Origin of the sequence: Bradyrhizobium icense, from assembly GCF_001693385.1 — a bacterium.
GTDB lineage: Bacteria > Pseudomonadota > Alphaproteobacteria > Rhizobiales > Xanthobacteraceae > Bradyrhizobium > Bradyrhizobium icense.
On the sequence record NZ_CP016428.1, the window covers coordinates 5,507,607 to 5,524,098 of the forward strand.

General features: G+C 59.5%; 9 protein-coding genes and 3 pseudogenes. 9 read left to right on the forward strand and 3 right to left on the reverse strand.

The genetic code is table 11. The annotated features are described in order from the left end of the window. The 6 genes from tnpC to LMTR13_RS25855 all read left to right on the forward strand — a co-directional run bounded on the left by tnpC (window position 1) and on the right by LMTR13_RS25855 (window position 8,223). A complete protein-coding gene (tnpC, locus tag LMTR13_RS25830) occupies window positions 1-1,563 on the forward strand; it encodes an IS66 family transposase (protein WP_065730250.1) in 1,563 nt (520 codons plus the stop codon). Then, window positions 1,560-2,162 carry a plasmid pRiA4b ORF-3 family protein gene (locus LMTR13_RS25835; protein WP_065730251.1) on the forward strand — a complete coding sequence of 201 codons (603 nt, stop codon included), beginning with the start codon at window positions 1,560-1,562 and terminating at the stop codon, window positions 2,160-2,162. Before tnpC ends, LMTR13_RS25835 begins: the two co-directional genes overlap by 4 nt. Before the next feature lie 432 nt (window positions 2,163-2,594). Then, window positions 2,595-4,259, forward strand: coding sequence for an ABC transporter substrate-binding protein (locus LMTR13_RS25840; protein WP_065732978.1), 1,665 nt, complete (start codon window positions 2,595-2,597; stop codon window positions 4,257-4,259). Window positions 4,260-4,416: 157 nt separating this feature from the next. Then, window positions 4,417-5,310: an ABC transporter permease gene (locus tag LMTR13_RS25845; protein WP_065732979.1), complete on the forward strand. Its 894-nt coding sequence runs from the start codon at window positions 4,417-4,419 to the stop codon at window positions 5,308-5,310. Further along, entirely contained in the window at window positions 5,307-6,164 is an 858-nt protein-coding gene (locus tag LMTR13_RS25850) for an ABC transporter permease (RefSeq protein WP_065730252.1), read from the forward strand. Before LMTR13_RS25845 ends, LMTR13_RS25850 begins: the two co-directional genes overlap by 4 nt. Continuing rightward, on the forward strand, window positions 6,157-8,223 hold the full coding sequence (locus tag LMTR13_RS25855; protein ID WP_065730253.1) for an ABC transporter ATP-binding protein: 2,067 nt from the start codon (window positions 6,157-6,159) through the stop codon (window positions 8,221-8,223). Before LMTR13_RS25850 ends, LMTR13_RS25855 begins: the two co-directional genes overlap by 8 nt. 274 nt (window positions 8,224-8,497) lie before the next feature. On the opposite strand, the pseudogene LMTR13_RS25860 reads toward LMTR13_RS25855, so the two are convergent. Next, a pseudogene (locus LMTR13_RS25860) lies at window positions 8,498-9,702 on the reverse strand (IS5 family transposase). A gap of 245 nt (window positions 9,703-9,947) precedes the next feature. Here LMTR13_RS25860 and LMTR13_RS43965 point away from each other — a divergent pair. After that, window positions 9,948-10,976, forward strand: a pseudogene (locus LMTR13_RS43965) (IS110 family RNA-guided transposase). Between the two features lie 896 nt (window positions 10,977-11,872). Next, the gene (locus LMTR13_RS25870) at window positions 11,873-12,898 is read left to right on the forward strand and encodes an NAD(P)-dependent oxidoreductase (RefSeq protein ID WP_065730254.1); all 1,026 of its coding nucleotides are present in this window, start codon (window positions 11,873-11,875) and stop codon (window positions 12,896-12,898) included. 438 nt (window positions 12,899-13,336) lie between these two features. Here the strand turns inward: LMTR13_RS25870 and LMTR13_RS25875 are convergent, their stop codons facing one another. Beyond that, on the reverse strand, window positions 13,337-13,618 hold the full coding sequence (locus LMTR13_RS25875; protein WP_156795798.1) for a hypothetical protein: 282 nt from the start codon (window positions 13,616-13,618) through the stop codon (window positions 13,337-13,339). 330 nt (window positions 13,619-13,948) lie between these two features. Between LMTR13_RS25875 and LMTR13_RS42835 the strand changes: the two are divergent. Continuing rightward, window positions 13,949-14,156: pseudogene (locus tag LMTR13_RS42835) on the forward strand (ATP-binding protein); the annotation flags it as partial. Window positions 14,157-14,821: 665 nt separating this feature from the next. On the opposite strand, the gene LMTR13_RS25880 reads toward LMTR13_RS42835, so the two are convergent. After that, window positions 14,822-16,000, reverse strand: a complete 1,179-nt coding sequence (locus tag LMTR13_RS25880; protein ID WP_065730256.1) for a M24 family metallopeptidase — start codon at window positions 15,998-16,000, stop codon at window positions 14,822-14,824. Window positions 16,001-16,492: the final 492 nt, after the last annotated feature.

Below are 16,492 nucleotides of genomic sequence, written 5' to 3' on the forward strand. Positions count from 1 at the left end.
ATGAGTGATTTGCCTGACGAGTTGCCGAGCGATCCAGCCGAGCTGCGTGTCTTTGCCGCGGCTCTGCTGGATCGCTGCGCCAGGCTCGAGCGGTTGCTCAAGCTTGCGAACGATGCGCAGTTCGGTCGATCGTCGGAAAAGTTGGACGCTGATCAGCTTCAGCTTGTTCTGGAGGATATCGATCAGGCCGTCGCGGCTCTCGAAGCAGCCGAGGACCGTGCCAATCCCAAAACCTGCGAGAAGAGAACTGCCAAGCGCAGGGCCAATCGTGGTCAGCTGCCGGAGCATTTGCCGCGCATCGTCGAAACCTTGCTGCCGGCTGCAACCTGCTGCCCGTCCTGCAAAGGCGGTCTCGTTGAGATTGGCCGCGATGAGAGGAGGCTGGACGTTGTACCGGCGCAGTATCGCGTCATCGTCACCCGCCGGCCCAAACTGGCCTGCCGCGCCTGTCATGGCGTCGTCCTCCAGCACGCCGCGCCCGAACGATTGATCAAGGGGGGACTGCCCACCGAGCGGCTGGTCGCGCATGTGATTGACGGCAAGTATCATTGGCATTTGCCGCTTTATCGCCAGGCGCAGATGCTGGCGACGCACGGTATCGCCATCGACCGTTCCACGCTCGCCTTCTGGGTCGGCTATGCCGCCCAGGAATTGAAGCCCTTGTGGCATCGTCTGCGCGAGCTGCTGCTCGCGTCCCCGAAGCTCTGTGTCGATGAGACCCCGGCGCCGGTCCTGGATCCGGGGCGCGGCAGGACCAAAACCGGCTACTTCTGGGCGCTCTCGCGCGATGACAGGCCTTGGGCCGGACCTGACCCACCTGGCGTGGTTTACGCCTATGCACCGGGCCGCGGCGCCGTTCATGGCTTGAGGCTGCTTGAGGGTTACCGCGGCATCATCCATTGCGATGGCTATGGGGCTTACAAGACCATGACCCGAGAGACGCGTGCGGACGCCCTGTCCGGCACGCTCGCCTTCTGCTGGTCGCATCTACGGCGCCAGTTTGTGAAGATCGAGCGCGAGGCTTCGCCGGCGCCGGCGCCGGTTGCCCGCGAGGCCCTCGAGCGCATCGCCCAGCTCTACGTGGTCGAGAAGGCACTCCGCGGCCGATCTGATGCCGAGCGCCGCGCGGGCCGACAAGCGCATGCCCGGCCTCTGGCTGCAGCCTTGAAGCAGTGGTTTGAGGCCACGCTTGATCACCTTGCACAGAAGAGCGACACGGCGAAGGCTTTGCGTTATGCGCTGCGTCATTGGGACGGACTGACGCTCTATCTTGATGACGGGCGCATCGAGATGGACACGAATGCGGTCGAGCGTGCGATGCGGCCGATCAAGCTCAACGCCAAGAACTCCCTTTTTGCCGGTTGCGACGAGGGTGCCGAGAGTTGGGCAGTACTAGCTTCGCTAATCGAGACCTGTAAGCTCAATAGCGTCAGCGCCGAGCACTGGCTCTCCGACGTCCTTGCGAAGCTCGTCAATGGCTGGTCTGCGGCGCGACTGGACGAACTGCTTCCCTGGGCGTCGACCTACACGATGCATGTACAAGATCCGAGGCTGGCGGCATGAGCCTCAACACGACCGCGGTCCGGATCAAGGTGTCCCTCAAGGACGTGAAACCGGAGGTGATGCGTCGCCTTGTCGTACCCGTCACCCTGCGCCTTGATCGGCTGCACCTGACGCTTCAGGCGGCGTTCGGCTGGACAAACAGCCACCTCTTCGAGTTCTTCGCTGGTGAGGTCCGTTGGGGGATTCCTGATCCCGACGGTGATTTTGGCCCCCAGCCGATCGATGCCCGCAAGGCGCGGCTCTCCGATATCGTTCAAGAGACCGGCGCCAAGACGATCCATTATCTCTATGACTTCGGCGACAGCTGGGACCATGTGATCAAGCTCGAAAAATGGTTCGACAACACGACGACAGAGGGACTTCCCCTCTTGCTCGAGGCCGCCGGTCGTTGTCCTCCAGAAGATGTCGGCGGTGCGCCAGGCTATGCCGAATACCTCGATGCCATCGGCGACCCCGCTCATCCGGAGCACCACCATATGCGCCTCTGGGGCCCAGAGCGGTTCGATCCCAACGTCGTCGACTGGACAGCACTCGAGGCCGCCGTCAACGCATTGTCCGGAGGCTGGAAGCCGCGTCGGCGCAGCACGCGGCTAACATAACCGTCAAGCGCCAATCAAAAGGGCCGCAAAGCTACGCTTACTCTCGACCAAGGAATCCTTTCGGAAGATCGGCGACGGCCGGCAGCAGTACCGCTAGCCGTGCGCTTCGCTAAGCCGGCTCCGCCCACCTCCTCCACCAACCGTTTGGACACTGCGCGTTGTCGGCAGCTCGCTTGTTGGTTTCCCGCCGACCAAGGGGTATGTTGAGCTAGCGAGTTTGGCGCACGGATGCGTGATGGCCGTAGGAGACCTCCTTTGCGTGAGGCGCAGAAAATGTGCAGCGTTATTCGTTTTGCGCAGGATTTCGGCCCACACTGATGAACTAAGCCGAATAATCCATCAACTATAAACCTATTGTAACGGTTGGCGCGCCCAAGCGCGCTGGCGCAAAAGAACAATAAAAACGAAACGTTAGGAAACGGGGAAATCGGCTTGCCCAAGAATGCTAGCTTGCTCGACGGTCTTCGGTCCGAGCTCACACCTCTTGAGAATCATCTGGTCGACGGCTACGTCGACGGGCGAGTGAACCGTCGAGAATTTTTGCGGCACGGCAGTTTGCTGGGTTTGTCAATGCCTTTTCTTGGTCGGGTTACGCTAGCGACTGGCTTCGGAGCAGCGTCGACTGCGGCCCGCGCCAACGTCCAACGAGGCGCCACGTTGCGGGTTGCCTGCTTTGCGCCGACAGTCGCGGTGGACCCCCTCTACAGTGGGGACGAAGGGGGAATTGCTATGCTACAGCAGGTCGGTGAGTTCCTCTGCATCGACGGGCCGGACCTCGTGCTGAAGCCCTGCCTCGCCACAAGCTGGAAGCCCAACCAAGACGGCACGGTCTGGACCTTCACGCTGCGCAAGGGCGTGAAATTCCACTCCGGTGGCGAGATGAAGGCTGACGATGTGGTCGCCACGTTCGACCGCCTCGTGGATCCGAAAAATGCCTCCAAAGCACTATCTGTTTACAAGGGCATTCTGCAGAAGGGGGCAACGCGTAAAGTGGACGACTACACGGTCGAATTCCACCTTGACGTGCCAAATGGCAACTTTCCGTATCTCGTATCTTCAGACACTTACAACGCGATCATCCTGCCGGCATCGTACGCCGGGGACTTCGAGAAGCTTTGGGACGGTACCGGGCCATTCAAGATCGACAAATACACGCCGAAGGTGAGCGCGAGCTTTGTTCCGAACGCGAACTACTGGGGACCGAAACCGCTGCCAGCGCGGACCGAATTCACCTTCTTTCCCGATATCCAGCCCGCGATCCTCGCGTTTCAAGGCGGGCAGGTCGACATCATCAATGCACTTCCCGCGGCCTCCGGGGTGGCACTGCTGAACGACCCTAGGGTCGACATCATCAGCATCAAGTCCGCAGCGCATCAGCTTGTCCACATGCGCTGCGACATGGAGCCGTTCAAGGATCCGCGCGTCCGCCGGGCGGTGGCGCTTTGTCTTGATCGGGAAAAGCTGGTGAGAGGTCTGATGAAAGGCCATGCGGTGATCGGCAACGACAGTCCCTTTGCCTCGGTTTATCCCTCAACTGATCCGACAGTGCCGCAACGCAAGCAGGACATCGCGCAGGCCAAAGAGTTGATGAAGGCGGCAGGAATGGAGAAGGGCTTCCAGGTCACGCTCAGCGGACAACAATATCTGGAGATTCCGGTTTACGTGCAGCTAATTCAGAACTGGACAAAGGAGATTGGCATCGACCTCAAGCTCAATCTCATGGATTATAGAACTTATGTTGGCGATGCGCTGTACGGCAAATCACCGTGGCTCGATTCCGTAATGGGTTGTTTGGCTTGGTTCCACCGCGGCGTGCCGAACGTTTTCCTCACCGGGTCATTGATGAGCGCCAGTCAATGGAACGCGGCGCACTTCAAGAACGAGCAATTTGACACACTCGCCAAGAGCTATTTCGCGGCACTTGACCTCGAGGCACAGCGGGAGGTTGCGGGCAAGATCTCGCGGTTCCTTCTCGACGAGTCGCCTATGCTATATGGATACTTCTACAACCACCTGACACCGGTAAAAAAAGGCGTTCGCGGCGTTCAGCCTACCGCAATGAAACAGCTTTTCCTGCAAGACGCCGGAAAGGCTTAAGCAGTGCCGCCGGGCAGGCCGCCGCCTGCCGGCTTCTCCGCTGGATCAATCGTCCGCGTTGTGCTCTAGTAAGCAAGTTTCCGAAGGAGGCTTGGTGATCGCGCGTTTTTTTGTCAGGCGCGTCGCCCTCGCACTGGTGACCCTGTTCCTGCTGAGCATGCTCGTCTTTCTCGGCTGTCAGGTGCTGCCAGGCAACGTCGGTCTCGCCATCCTCGGGCCCGACGCGGATCCGCATGCGGTGGAGGTACTCAATCGTCAGTTCGGCCTCGACCGGCCGCTGCTGGTGCAATATTTTAATTGGATCTCGCATTTCCTGCTCGGCGACATGGGGCAGTCCTACGTTTATCGTGCTCCCGTCGCCCCGTTTGTTGTGCACGCGCTCGGCAATTCGCTGAAACTCGCGGCGGTCGCAATCCTTCTTGTAGTGCCGCTGGGCATCCTCGGCGGGGTAGTAGCCGCGCTGAACGTGAATCGCCCACTTGACCGCATCATCAGCTTGGGCGGCTTGTCGGCCACTGTGTTGCCGGAATTCGTCAGTGGCATTGTGCTGATCCTAACCTTCGGTGTCGGGCTGAGTTGGTTGCCGATCTCCGCCGCCTGGCCGGATGGAGCGGGACTCTTAACTCAGCTCTATTACCTGATCGCGCCCGCGAGCTCGCTCATGCTTGCTCTGTTCGGCTACATTGCTCGCATGGTACGCGCGGGCATGATTGAGGCTCTCGACTCGGACTACACGCGCACTGCCGTCCTGAAGGGTCTGCCCTGGCGCTTGGTCATCTGGCGGCATGTGCTCAGGAACGCTTTGCTGCCGACTATCACAGTCGTCGCCACCCAAGCCGGCTACCTTATCGGCGGCCTTATGGTCGTCGAGACGCTGTTCCGCTACCAAGGGATTGGTTCCCTGATCCTCCACGCAGCGAGCCACAAAGATCTACCGATGCTGGAGGCGGCCGTGATGATTATCGGCATCGTCTTTGCCATTGCGACGGCGTTCGCAGATCTTCTGTACTCCCTGCTCAACCCTCGCATCCGAATGGGCACCGGACAATGACGGACGTTCCCGCCGCAGCACCCGAGAGCAGACGACGGGAGGTGTTCGCGGCCCTGTTCGGCTCCGGCTCCTTCCTGACGGGCATGACCATCGTGCTTTTTTGGGCAGTGTGTGCCGTCTTCGGTCGTCATTTAGTGCCCTGCGACCCGTTGGCGCCAGACATCCTGAACGCGTTGGCCCCGCCATCTGCGAAACAGTGGTTCGGCACGGATCAGCTCGGTCGCGACATCTTCTCCCGTGTCATCGTCGGTTCTCGCGACATTCTGAGGGTTGCGCCTCTCGCCACAATCCTGGCGACTGTGGCGGGAACGGCGCTCGGCCTTCTCACCGGCTATTTTCGCGGCATCGTCGACGACATCGTTTCCCGCCTTCTCGAGGCCATCATGGCGGTCCCTTCGATCATTGTCGCCCTCGTGGTGATCGCCGCGCTCGGCACTTCGGAGACGACGGTGATCATCGTCATCGGTCTTTCATTCATCCCCCACGTCGCCCGCACCGTTCGTTCCGCTGTCTTGGCGGAGCGGGAGCTCGATTACATCGCCGCCGCGAAGCTGCGCCGAGAGAATGCCGCCCACGTTATGTTCGTGGAAATCCTCCCTAACGTCCTGCCGCCGATCCTAGTTGAGTCGACCGTTCGCCTCGGTTATGCAATCTTTGTGGTCTCAACGCTAAGTTTTCTTGGTTTTGGCTTGCAACCACCCTCGCCGGACTGGGGGCTCTCTGTATCGACTAATTACGGAGTGATCGGCGGCGGTTACTGGTGGACGGTACTATTCGACGCCGTTGCCATTGCCAGTCTCGTTATCGGCGTGAACCTCGTTGCCGATGGCGTCCAGGGTGTGCTCGATGATTGAACCCGCGCTTCGCATCGATCACCTCTCCGTTGCCTACCGGTCGGGCGGACGGGACCGCGCCGTGCTGCGCGACATAAGTCTGCAGATCGCGCCGGGCGAGGCCTATGGCCTCGTGGGTGAAAGTGGCTGTGGCAAATCGACCTTGGCGCTAGCAGTCGTTCGCTACCTTCCGCGGAATGGGAAAGTCACCAGTGGATCGGTCGAACTGAATGGCGCGGATGTGATGCGACTTGGCCGAGATGCGCTCCGGACGCTCAGGGCCAAGAACGTCTCGATGGTCTACCAAGATCCGGGCAATACGCTAAATCCCTCTATCCGGGTCGGGCGCCAACTCGCCGAAGTATACGAGGTCTTGGGTCTGCCCCCGCCGGAGCGGAAGGCCCGTGCGCTCGAAATGCTGCGCAAAGTCCGTATCGCCGATCCAGCCTCGGTGATGCAGCGCTACCCGCACCAGCTTTCGGGCGGCATGCAGCAGCGCGTGGCGATCGCCATGGCGCTGGCAAACGACCCGACCATGCTGATCCTCGACGAGCCAACGACGGGGCTTGACGCAACGATGGAGGCCGAGGTCCTCGACCTCGTCGCCGAGCTCCGGCGCGAGTTTGCTACCTCGATCCTCTTCATCAGCCACAACCTCGCTGTGGTGGCGAAGATGTGCGACCGCGTCGGCGTCCTCTATGCCGGGATGTTAGTGGAGGAAGGTCCGACCCAGCAGATATTCACGGAGCCCCGCCATCCTTATACCGTGGCACTCCTTCGCTGCCTGCCGCGTGGCGGTCAGCGGAAGGTTCAAGGTCGTCTCAATACCATCCCAGGGTTCCTGCCCACTCCGGGCATGCATCTGCCGGGCTGCCCATTCGTCGAGCGTTGCGCGCTCGCCGATGCGCGCTGCCATTCTGAGTTGCCGGCGCCCCGTGATCTCGGTGGGCGGGTTGCACGGTGCCACTATCCGGAGCGCGCGGCCGAGCTTCCCCGCGCCACGCCCGCGGAGGTGGCGATGCCGGACCTCCGCACGAATACCGATCCGGTCCTGAGGATCGCAAACGTGTCGAAAACCTTCGGCCAGGGCCGGCATCAAGTCCGCGCGGTGACGGACGTCTCCCTGACTCTGATGTCCGGGGAGACCCTGGGCCTCGTCGGCGAATCCGGCTCGGGAAAGAGCACTCTCGCCCGGATGTTGCTCGGCATCGTTCCGCCGGATCCCGGCGGCAGGGTCGAACTCGATGGCAAGCTGCTTGCCCCGGCCCTCGATCACCGCGCGCCGGAAGAGATCAAGGCGGTGCAGATCGTCTTCCAGAACCCGGATTCGGCGTTAAACCGAACCCATTCTGTCGCCCACATCATCAATCGAGCACTCCGCCGCCTCGCCGGCCTTCGTGGCGCGGAACTCACCCGTCGGCTCGACGCCCTCGTCCAGGCCGTCCGCCTCACCTCGCGCCATCTGACACTCCGGCCGCGCCAGCTCTCGGGCGGCCTGAAGCAACGCGTGGCTATCGCGCGGAGTTTTGCGGGCGATCCCCGGATCGTGGTCTGCGATGAGCCCACCTCCGCACTCGACGTCTCGGTCCAGGCTGCGATCCTGAACCTGCTCGCGGAGCTGCAGACCTCGCGCGCGGTAAGCTACGTCTTCATCTCCCACGACCTCGGCGTTGTGCGCTACCTCGCCGACCGGATCGCCGTGTTATACCTCGGCCGGGTCGTGGAAACCGGCCCCTCCGAGCGCGTTTTCGAGGGCCCGCACCACCCCTATACCGAGGCGCTCCTGTCGGCCGTGCCAGACCTCAACGCCACCCACAAGTCGCGCATCCGCCTTGCCGGGGAAATCCCCAGTGCGGCCAATCCACCACCCGGCTGCGTTTTCCAGAGCCGTTGCCCGCGAAAGCTCGGCGCGATCTGCGAAACGACCGAGCCGCCACTTTCCGAGGCTGGGCCTGGCCACGCGATTCGTTGTCATATTCCGGCAGCAGATCTGGAGCGCAGCCAGCGGCAATACAAGGCCGGCACGCACAATGTTGAGAGCCATCTGGACACAGCCATGAAAAGAACGGCGGGCGTTTGACCCGTGGTCATCACAAGCCGGCATCGATCTGAACCAGAGTGCCGAGTACGGGACCATTTAGACGAGATTAGAGAATATCTTGATCGGCGGCATTGAGGGCGGCAAGTACCTGACCGACGCGGCGCAGCGTCCGCTACTACCGCCCGACGTCGACGCTCTCAAAAAGGATGTCACTGCCTGCATTGCGCGAGTTCATGCTGCGCATCCAGAGATCGGGGCCATCCTCTGCGAATGCACGGCGTTCCCGTTGGTCGCGTCAGTAATTCGTCGTCCGTTAAGAAGCAGATCTGAGGGCTGACTGGACGCTGATGGCTGCGAAGAGTGCAGTCAGGATCAGTCGCCAGAAATCTCTCAGCCAGGCGAGGATGCGGCGGAAATTGTGTCCGACGGCTGAGAGGACGACGTTGGCGGCATCGCCGGCGCGGCCTTTGAAGCAGCGGCCGAGGTGACCATCGGCCTTCAGGTGTCCGATGATGGGCTCGATGGCGGAGCGGCGGCGCAGCTCGCGCTTAATGACACCGAAGACGCCGCGCTTCTGGCCGGAGATGAAGACGCGGCGGGGATTTTGCGCGTCGTGGCCGCGGTATCCCTTGTCGACATAGGCCCGCTCGATCGCGCAGCCGGTGAGTGTCTCGGTGCGGTCAATGACGTCGCGCAAGGTGTGACCGTCGTACGGGTTATCAGGCAGCGCCCTGGCGTGCAGCACGAACAGGCCACCGGGAGCCCGGCGGTTGTTGGTGACGATGGAGGCCTTTCCGAACTCGTAAGGCGCGGAGGCCTTGCCCTTGCCGATGCACTCCACCTCCGGGGCATGGAAGGAATAAAGCTTCCAGCCGCGCTGGCGCTGCTGCTGCGAGCGGATCTGCGTGGCCCGGCCAAGCGGGAGGGCGAACGTCTCCTCGAGCGCGGCCTGACCTTCGATCTTGCGGCGGATGTCGCGGATGATCCGGCCCAGCCGGCTGCGCAAGATGCGCAACTGCCGCTGATGCCGCCTGAACTGTTTGGCATGAGCGTAGCGGCCCGCCATCATCGCGGCGTCCTTGGCCACACGAGAATAGGATTGCCGCAGCCTGATGCCGTGCCTGGCCGCCAGGCGGTTGAGCCCTTTGATCGCCGCATGCAGCAGCTTGGCATCGGTCGGAAAGGTGATGGCTCAGGTCCGAGCGCTCGTGCGGGAACGCGTGTTGGAAAAACTCTTCGCCGGTGAAGTACTGGAAATACGATCATGGACCCAGCGTTCGCCCACCCCTCATCGGACAGCCCGTAAATGTGCTTGAGCAACAGCAGCCCGATCATGAAGCGGGTCTCGATGCCCGGCCGGCCGTTCTCGCTGTAGAGCGGTGCGATCTCGCCGTCGATCCAGTCCCAATCGATCTTGCCGGCCAGCAGAACCAGCTCGTGCTTCAGATTGATGATCTGGTCCAGCCGTGCCCGGAACAGATCGCTCGATCCCATCGTCTTGTGCTTTTTCGGCCGCATCGTCCCCTCCGATGCACCATAGAATCATGGTTCGCAGCAAAGGGGAATCCACCAACAAAATTGCAAGATTTGCGGCTCCCAAGCCCCAAATCCCTGCAATCTCAAATGCCTCCGCAGCCGAAAACCAGACTCCTGTTCAATCCCTTAGAGGCTTGTTCACATGGCGTAATCGCGGCTGACGTCTTCTTGAGGACACGAGGGTCCGTAGGATGGGCCTCAGCCGATTATCGAAAGGGAGCAGCGCTATGAAGCAGTACGTTGGTCTGGACATCTCTATGGAAGAAACCAGCATTTGCGTTTTGGACCAGACCGGCGGCCTGATATTCGAAGGTTGCGTGCCGACCAATCCTGAGGCCATCGCCAAACTCTTGCGGCGGCATGCCGGCAATGCTGAACGGATCGTTTTTGAAACGGGCTCGCTATCCAATTGGCTTCGGCACCAGCTCAGAGCGCTGGGCTTTCCGGTGATTTGCCTTGATGCGCGTCATGCCAACGCGGCATTATCGATGCGCATCAACAAGTCGGATCAGACCGATGCCATGGGGTTGGCCGAAATGGCCCGCATGGGATGGTACCGGGAAGCTGCCGTGAAGGGGGGCGGAGAGCTGGAAAATCCGTTCGCTACTGGCGTCTCGAAGCAAGCTGGTGAATCTGCGGCGAGATATTGACAACCAAATGCGTGGTCTGTGCAAGGGGTTGGGAATAGTGCTCGGCAAGGCCGGTTCGACCAACCTGGCTCGCAAAGTCAACGCCGTGCTAGCTGAAGCGCCGGATTTGCATGATATTTTCGCACCGCTACTCCTTGTTCAGTCCTGTTTGATCGAGCAAATTGAAAAAAAACTTGATCGATAACTCCTCGCGATGGCGAAAAACGACCAAACTGTTCGGCGAATGATGACCGTTCCCGGTATCGGTCCCCTGACCGCTCTAGCCTTCGTCGTTACCATCGACAACCCCGCTCGCTTCAGACATTCCACCGACGTTGGCGCCTATCTCGGCCTGACGCCGAGACGTTATCAATCCGGTGAGATCGATCGCACTGGCCGCATCTCCAAGCGCGGCAACCACCAGGTTCGAATTATCTGTTCGAGGCCGCGAACGTCCTGCTGACCGTTGTCAGGCGAGGTTCTGCGCTCAAGCGCTGGGGCTGCAAGCTGGCCAAACGCATCGGCGCCAAAAAGGCGAAGGTTGCCGTCGCTCGCAAAATGGCTGTCATCCTCCATGCCATCTGGACCGATGGCACCGAGTTCCAGGCAGAGATGCGCGCCGCATGAACCAATCATAAACCAACTCAGATCCGCCTTCGGCGGAACAGGCGTCCCTGCCGGGACGAAGGTGTTGGCAATCTCGAAGTCGTCCCTGCGGGCTTACGCACCGCGCCCTTCACATCGAGATGCACACCTCTTGAACGCCATCATGCGGCGGCTCCTGGAGAGACGACCGCGGAAAGAACCATGAACCCGGCAGTGGATCACTTTTGTCTATCGGGGTTGACACCGTGCCCGCGATTAAAGAACGGACGACTAATTCGCCGTATCACGAAGCTGCCCGTCTACGACATCACGCCCCTCTGCCGGATGATGATGGTCTCGGTCGCCTGAGGGCGTCCTTAGGTTTAACGGGAGCGCCGCAATGCCTGACCTGGAGAAGTCGATGGCATTGGCCGGAAACATGCTGCGGTCAATGCGACAGGAAGCAGCGGTCGCGACGAGTTGGCGGCGAGCGCTCGTAAAGTCACTAACGGCACGACGCTCATCGAAGCGGCTTTGATGCAAGCGCCGATATCTGCCTAACTGCTGTCTGACAGCTCTGGCTGATGCACGAACGTATACCGTCGCGGCACGCGATGGAAGGGGCACATGCCAGTCCCTTTCATCTCCTGTCTAAAGAGCGACACGAGCGCTTTAATGGCACTTTGAAGCGTAGCACACCACGATCAGTCGCCATCCTCAACGGCACGTTAGCCGCGGCTCCGCGCTTGGACCTCCGCGTCCGGCTGCCGATCTTCCCTCGGCCACATGTGGCCCAATGAGATAAGAAAATTCGCGTCTCCCAGGACATGCAGAATTTCCGCGATACATGCGGTTCAACGCCGAAATTCGGCACTGACCGTCGGTAATATTTTGTGGCAGCAACTTAGGACGACAACCGGTTCAGGAGGAATGGCACGATGAAAGTACTTTGCTTGTGGCACGCGACCAAGGATGAAATCGAAAGCATAAGAAAGGCAATGCCGCGTGGCACAGAAGTTGTAACACCAGAAGGCGAGTACTTTTCTCGCTTTGAGAGCACATACTCAGATTTAGTGCGTCATGCTGTCGACGCCGATGCGTTCATCGGCTGGACTCTTCCAACAGGCATAATGGAAATCTCGCATAAGCTTAAGATGCTTTCTTGGCTACACTCCGGCGTTGACGATCTCGCCCAAACAGGAGTGCTCGCGCTGGCTAAGCAACGCGGTTTCAAGATTGCGAATGTTCGCGGCGCAAATGCGATTGCGATCGCGGAGCAGGCGATGATGCTCGTGCTTGCCCTCGCGAAGAACGCCATCTTCAAGCACCAAGTGGCACTAGAGAACCGTTGGCTCTTTCCTCTATTCGCGGACGAGACTCGCTCGGCCATGCTGAACGGCCGCACTATGGGAGTGATCGGCGTTGGAAGTATTGGAAGTCTTATCGCCAAATATGCGAAGGGACTCGATATGCACGTTCTCGGCGTGCGGCGCAACAAAGAGCGGCCGGCGGAGTACGTGGATTCAATGCATGGAGTGGACGAGTTGCATTCCGTGCTAGCGAAATGCGATTATGTCGTTCTGGCAACCCCCAATACAGGTGAAACTTTTCAATTCTTCGGAAAGGATGAGCTCGCTGCCATGAAGCCATCTGCCTTCCTGGTCAACGTCGGCCGTGGAAATGTGCTTCAAGAGAAAGCTCTCTATCAGGCACTTACGTCCGGTCGTTTGCGCGGCTTCGCTGCAGATGTGTGGTTTAAGTATGATTTTGGTAGAAGCTTTCCGGCGGGCTACTCGCCACGTTCGGACATTCGCAAGCTTCCGAATGTAGTCTGCTCCCTTTCCGAAGCCCATAATGCGGATGACGTTTTGGAACGGTATATCAAGTGGGGCACTCAGAATTTGATGGAGTTCGCAACGGAAAAGCCACTCACGCGTGAGATCAACTTGGACCTGGGCTACTAGGGCCTATTTCTCTTGAGTTGACTCCACGCTTCTCTTCGAGGGACCGTAAGGGGAGGGAAACATCGTGAACGTTCCCCCTCCCCTTGAATGGAGGGACAAGGTGGGGCACAAGTCGATGGCGAACACGTACAGCTTTGCCCTGCTCGGTCCTGACCACGGCGATACCGATGTGGAGTTTACTGATCGGGGCAGGCCTAGAAAACGGTGGGGAACGCGTCGCCTGAGTGGCGGGCGCCGGCAGCGGCAACCGTCTGCTCGACCTGGATGCGCGGATTGACGTCGATAGCATAAAATTGGCAGCAGAGCGCCCGCGCGAGCGTAAGGAGCTTTGGGTGTGAACTCAACAATCTGGCGCGGGACGCCGTCGTAGCCGGCTTCACTCCAGCTCAGCTCCAATTTTTAGCATCGCGCGAGCAAGCGGCCTCAACTCCTACGTTTCTACTTCGCGGCACGGATCACGCACATTCCCGAAACAGCAATCAGTGTCATGCCGCTCCATGCCAGAGAATTTGGAACGTCATGCCAAATGACATAGCCAAGGATAGAGGAGTAGATCAGCGCAGAGTATCTGAACGGCGCGACCACGCCGAGTTGCCCTGCACGCATTGCCGCAGCGATCAAGAAGTAGCCGCATGACCAGAAGGTGCTCGATGCGGCGAGCAGCCCGAATTGACGTACGTTGATCGATTGCCAAGCTTGGACAATCGCCCACGCCGCCAAGCACATCGTCACTGCTGCGGCGCTACGAGGTTACTGCCAGCGACGGGATCTCCCTCCTCACCGAGCGCATTGCGAGGTCGCGTGAGGCATAAAATCATGCATTAAGAAGTATCAGCAACGACCACGGGGTGAACTGGTGGCTGCCAGGCTGCACGATGAGCAGCACACCAATGACTCCGGCTCTGATAGGATCATGGAAGGGTCGGATATGGCAGGTTACCCACCGGCGCAGCTCCCCGCGTTGAAGGAAGACAGAGCCAAAAATCACCCCTTAGCGTCCTGTGAGCAGCTCCGGGGCAACGAGATGTTCAAGTTTGCGCCACGGCCGCCCGTTCTAACATCGTCACCAACCAGCTCCCAGTAAGACCGATAGCACGCTCTGATTGACGATCCTATCTGTGCAGACGCCATGCTCGATTGTCTCGTCCACAATGCCTACCGGCTCGGTCTTTCCGGCGAGAGCCTGCGGCGCACCCGATCGCAGCGAAGCCGGAAGATTTGGACATGCCGGTGCGCTCGGACGACGCAACCGCATTGACCACATGCCCACAGCAATACCAGTAGACAGCAGCAGGTCTGGTTGCGATCTCAATTGACCATGCGGGTTGCTCAGTGTGAGAAAACGCCCCCCAGAACGCCTCCACGCCCCGACTGGATCATTCCGGAATGGTGGGATTATCTCGGAATCCCGGGCGGCATCATCCTCGGCACAACCCGGCGAGATCATCGGAATCCGCAATATGGCGTCGTCACAGGCGCCGAATCACGCGCGCCTACACTAGCCCCGCATTGCCGAGCGCTTGCGAGCCGCCATCGCTAACATGGTGAAGGTGCTGCTACAAGCAATGTTTGCTTCGACGTGGTCGTGCTTGGGCTTACTTCGATTCCGGTCCGGCCACTGCGTTCCGGCATAGCAGCATTGGCAGTCCAGGCGGGAAGATCGGTCGCGGGAGACAATCGGCCGCTGCACAACAAAATGGCGAGGTCGTCAAGCTCCATACCCGAAAGATCGGCTTCTCAAAGGTACAACGTCGACAAGAGTGCCGGCTCATTCGCTAGTCTTGAAGCGTCATGCCGCCGTTTACTTTCATCTACTCAACAGTACGTCCGGATCAGAAGTATTCGCCATGACCCCCGATTGAATCGCGGCAGCAGGACTGCTGCCGGTGAAAGAATGCTAATGTTGCGAACGTGTGCGTTTGACTATTTGACGAACAATATGCGCGGCGTCGTTGTCAAATCCTCATGGCCGCCCTCAGTGACGGCAAAGGGCTGCGTGATGGTGATGCTTCTATCGTCCAACCACAGGCCAGTCATCATGTGGAAGCACATGCCCGGCTGCAGTACTGTCTTGTCTCCTTTGCGAAGACTCGCAGTGCGCTCTGCTACAGAGGGCGGATAACCGATTCCAGTCGGATAGCCGATCCTCTCGTTTTTCTGGATCCCGTGACGCGCGAGTACTTGTGAAAACGCGCCGAAAACTTCCGAGCAGGTGCGGCCGGGACGGACGCTCTCAAGCCCCGCATTCAGAGCTTCTATGGCGATCTCTGAGAATTTTTGGTATGCTGGTGACGGCTTCCCGATGGAAATCGTACGACTTAGATTGACTTGATAGCGGTGCCGAAGCCCGTGAACTTCGAAATTGATGATCGTAGAAGCCGGCAGCGGCTTGTCTGTCCACGCGGAGTGTGGTGCGAGAGCGCGTTCGCCGACACAGAGATGCAGGCACGAGGAATCATAGCTTCCGCCGAATTCGGGCGTGCCCGAAATCTGCTGGTGATAGACGGCCGCCGCAACGTCGCATTCACGCACACCGGGCTCTGCGATGTCCACGGCCCGCTCGACCATCGCGTCGGCAACACAACCAGCTTGGCGCATGAAAGAAAGTTCGGCTTGACTCTTTACAAGGCGGATCCAATTGACCAGCAGGTCGGCGTCTACAAAGTTAGCGAGCGGTAGCGCTCGGACAAGATCAGCATGTGCGCGCGCAGAATAATAATACCCCCCCATCTCCACGCCGATTTTCGCCTTTTCACCGCCGAGCTCCTTCACAACGCCGGCCATAAAGTCGTACGCGGATAAGGTGGTCGAGTTCATATACTCGTCCGGAATACCTCTGATGTTATCGTCTGCCAGATAAGTAGTGATTTTTGCCGATGTGGTGTCCATAAACCGCGTAACAAAGATGGGCTCGGCGTGCTTAAGCGCCACGATCGCCATCTGCGGCGTATAGAAGGAATAAGCGTTGTAGCCAGTTAGATAATTCAGGTTCGGGGGTTCAGAGACAAGAAAAATATCGATTCCACGCTTGGCCATCTCCGTTTTCACGGCCGCAACCCGCGCATCGAATTCAGCCCGCTCAAAGTTCAGAATTTTTTCCATAGGATGTATCTCCGGATATTTGCCACATAGATTCGAAGCCGCGTCATCCACTCGGGGACACGAGGATCAGGACTACGGTCTCTGTCGTTAGCTGATCGAGGAGTTGCCGCTGGAGCCTCGGCAGTGCTCACGATCTTGTCGGTTATCTCGCTAGGTGTGACGACGGCAAGCTTCACACTGCACGGCAATGTTATAGCGCTACCTCGCACTTTATTCACTTCTACGCCTGGAAGCGCGCGGTATTCCGGCAATGTCGCGGTTCAACGCGCAGAAACAGTGTGCGGAAGGCTCTCGTTATCGAGGGGGCGCTCCGCCATCGCTAAGGTAGCGAAATATGGTGCAGCCCCTTCCCTCTGCGACAAATTCTAAACATCATCGTTTCCTCGTAAGCCCGGATTTGCCGGTTCTCATGGACACGCCTCACCGGCTGACGGGTACAATCTCCTGCGACCACTCGCTGTTTGCTGACAAAACTTGCACGACAAGCGCGCT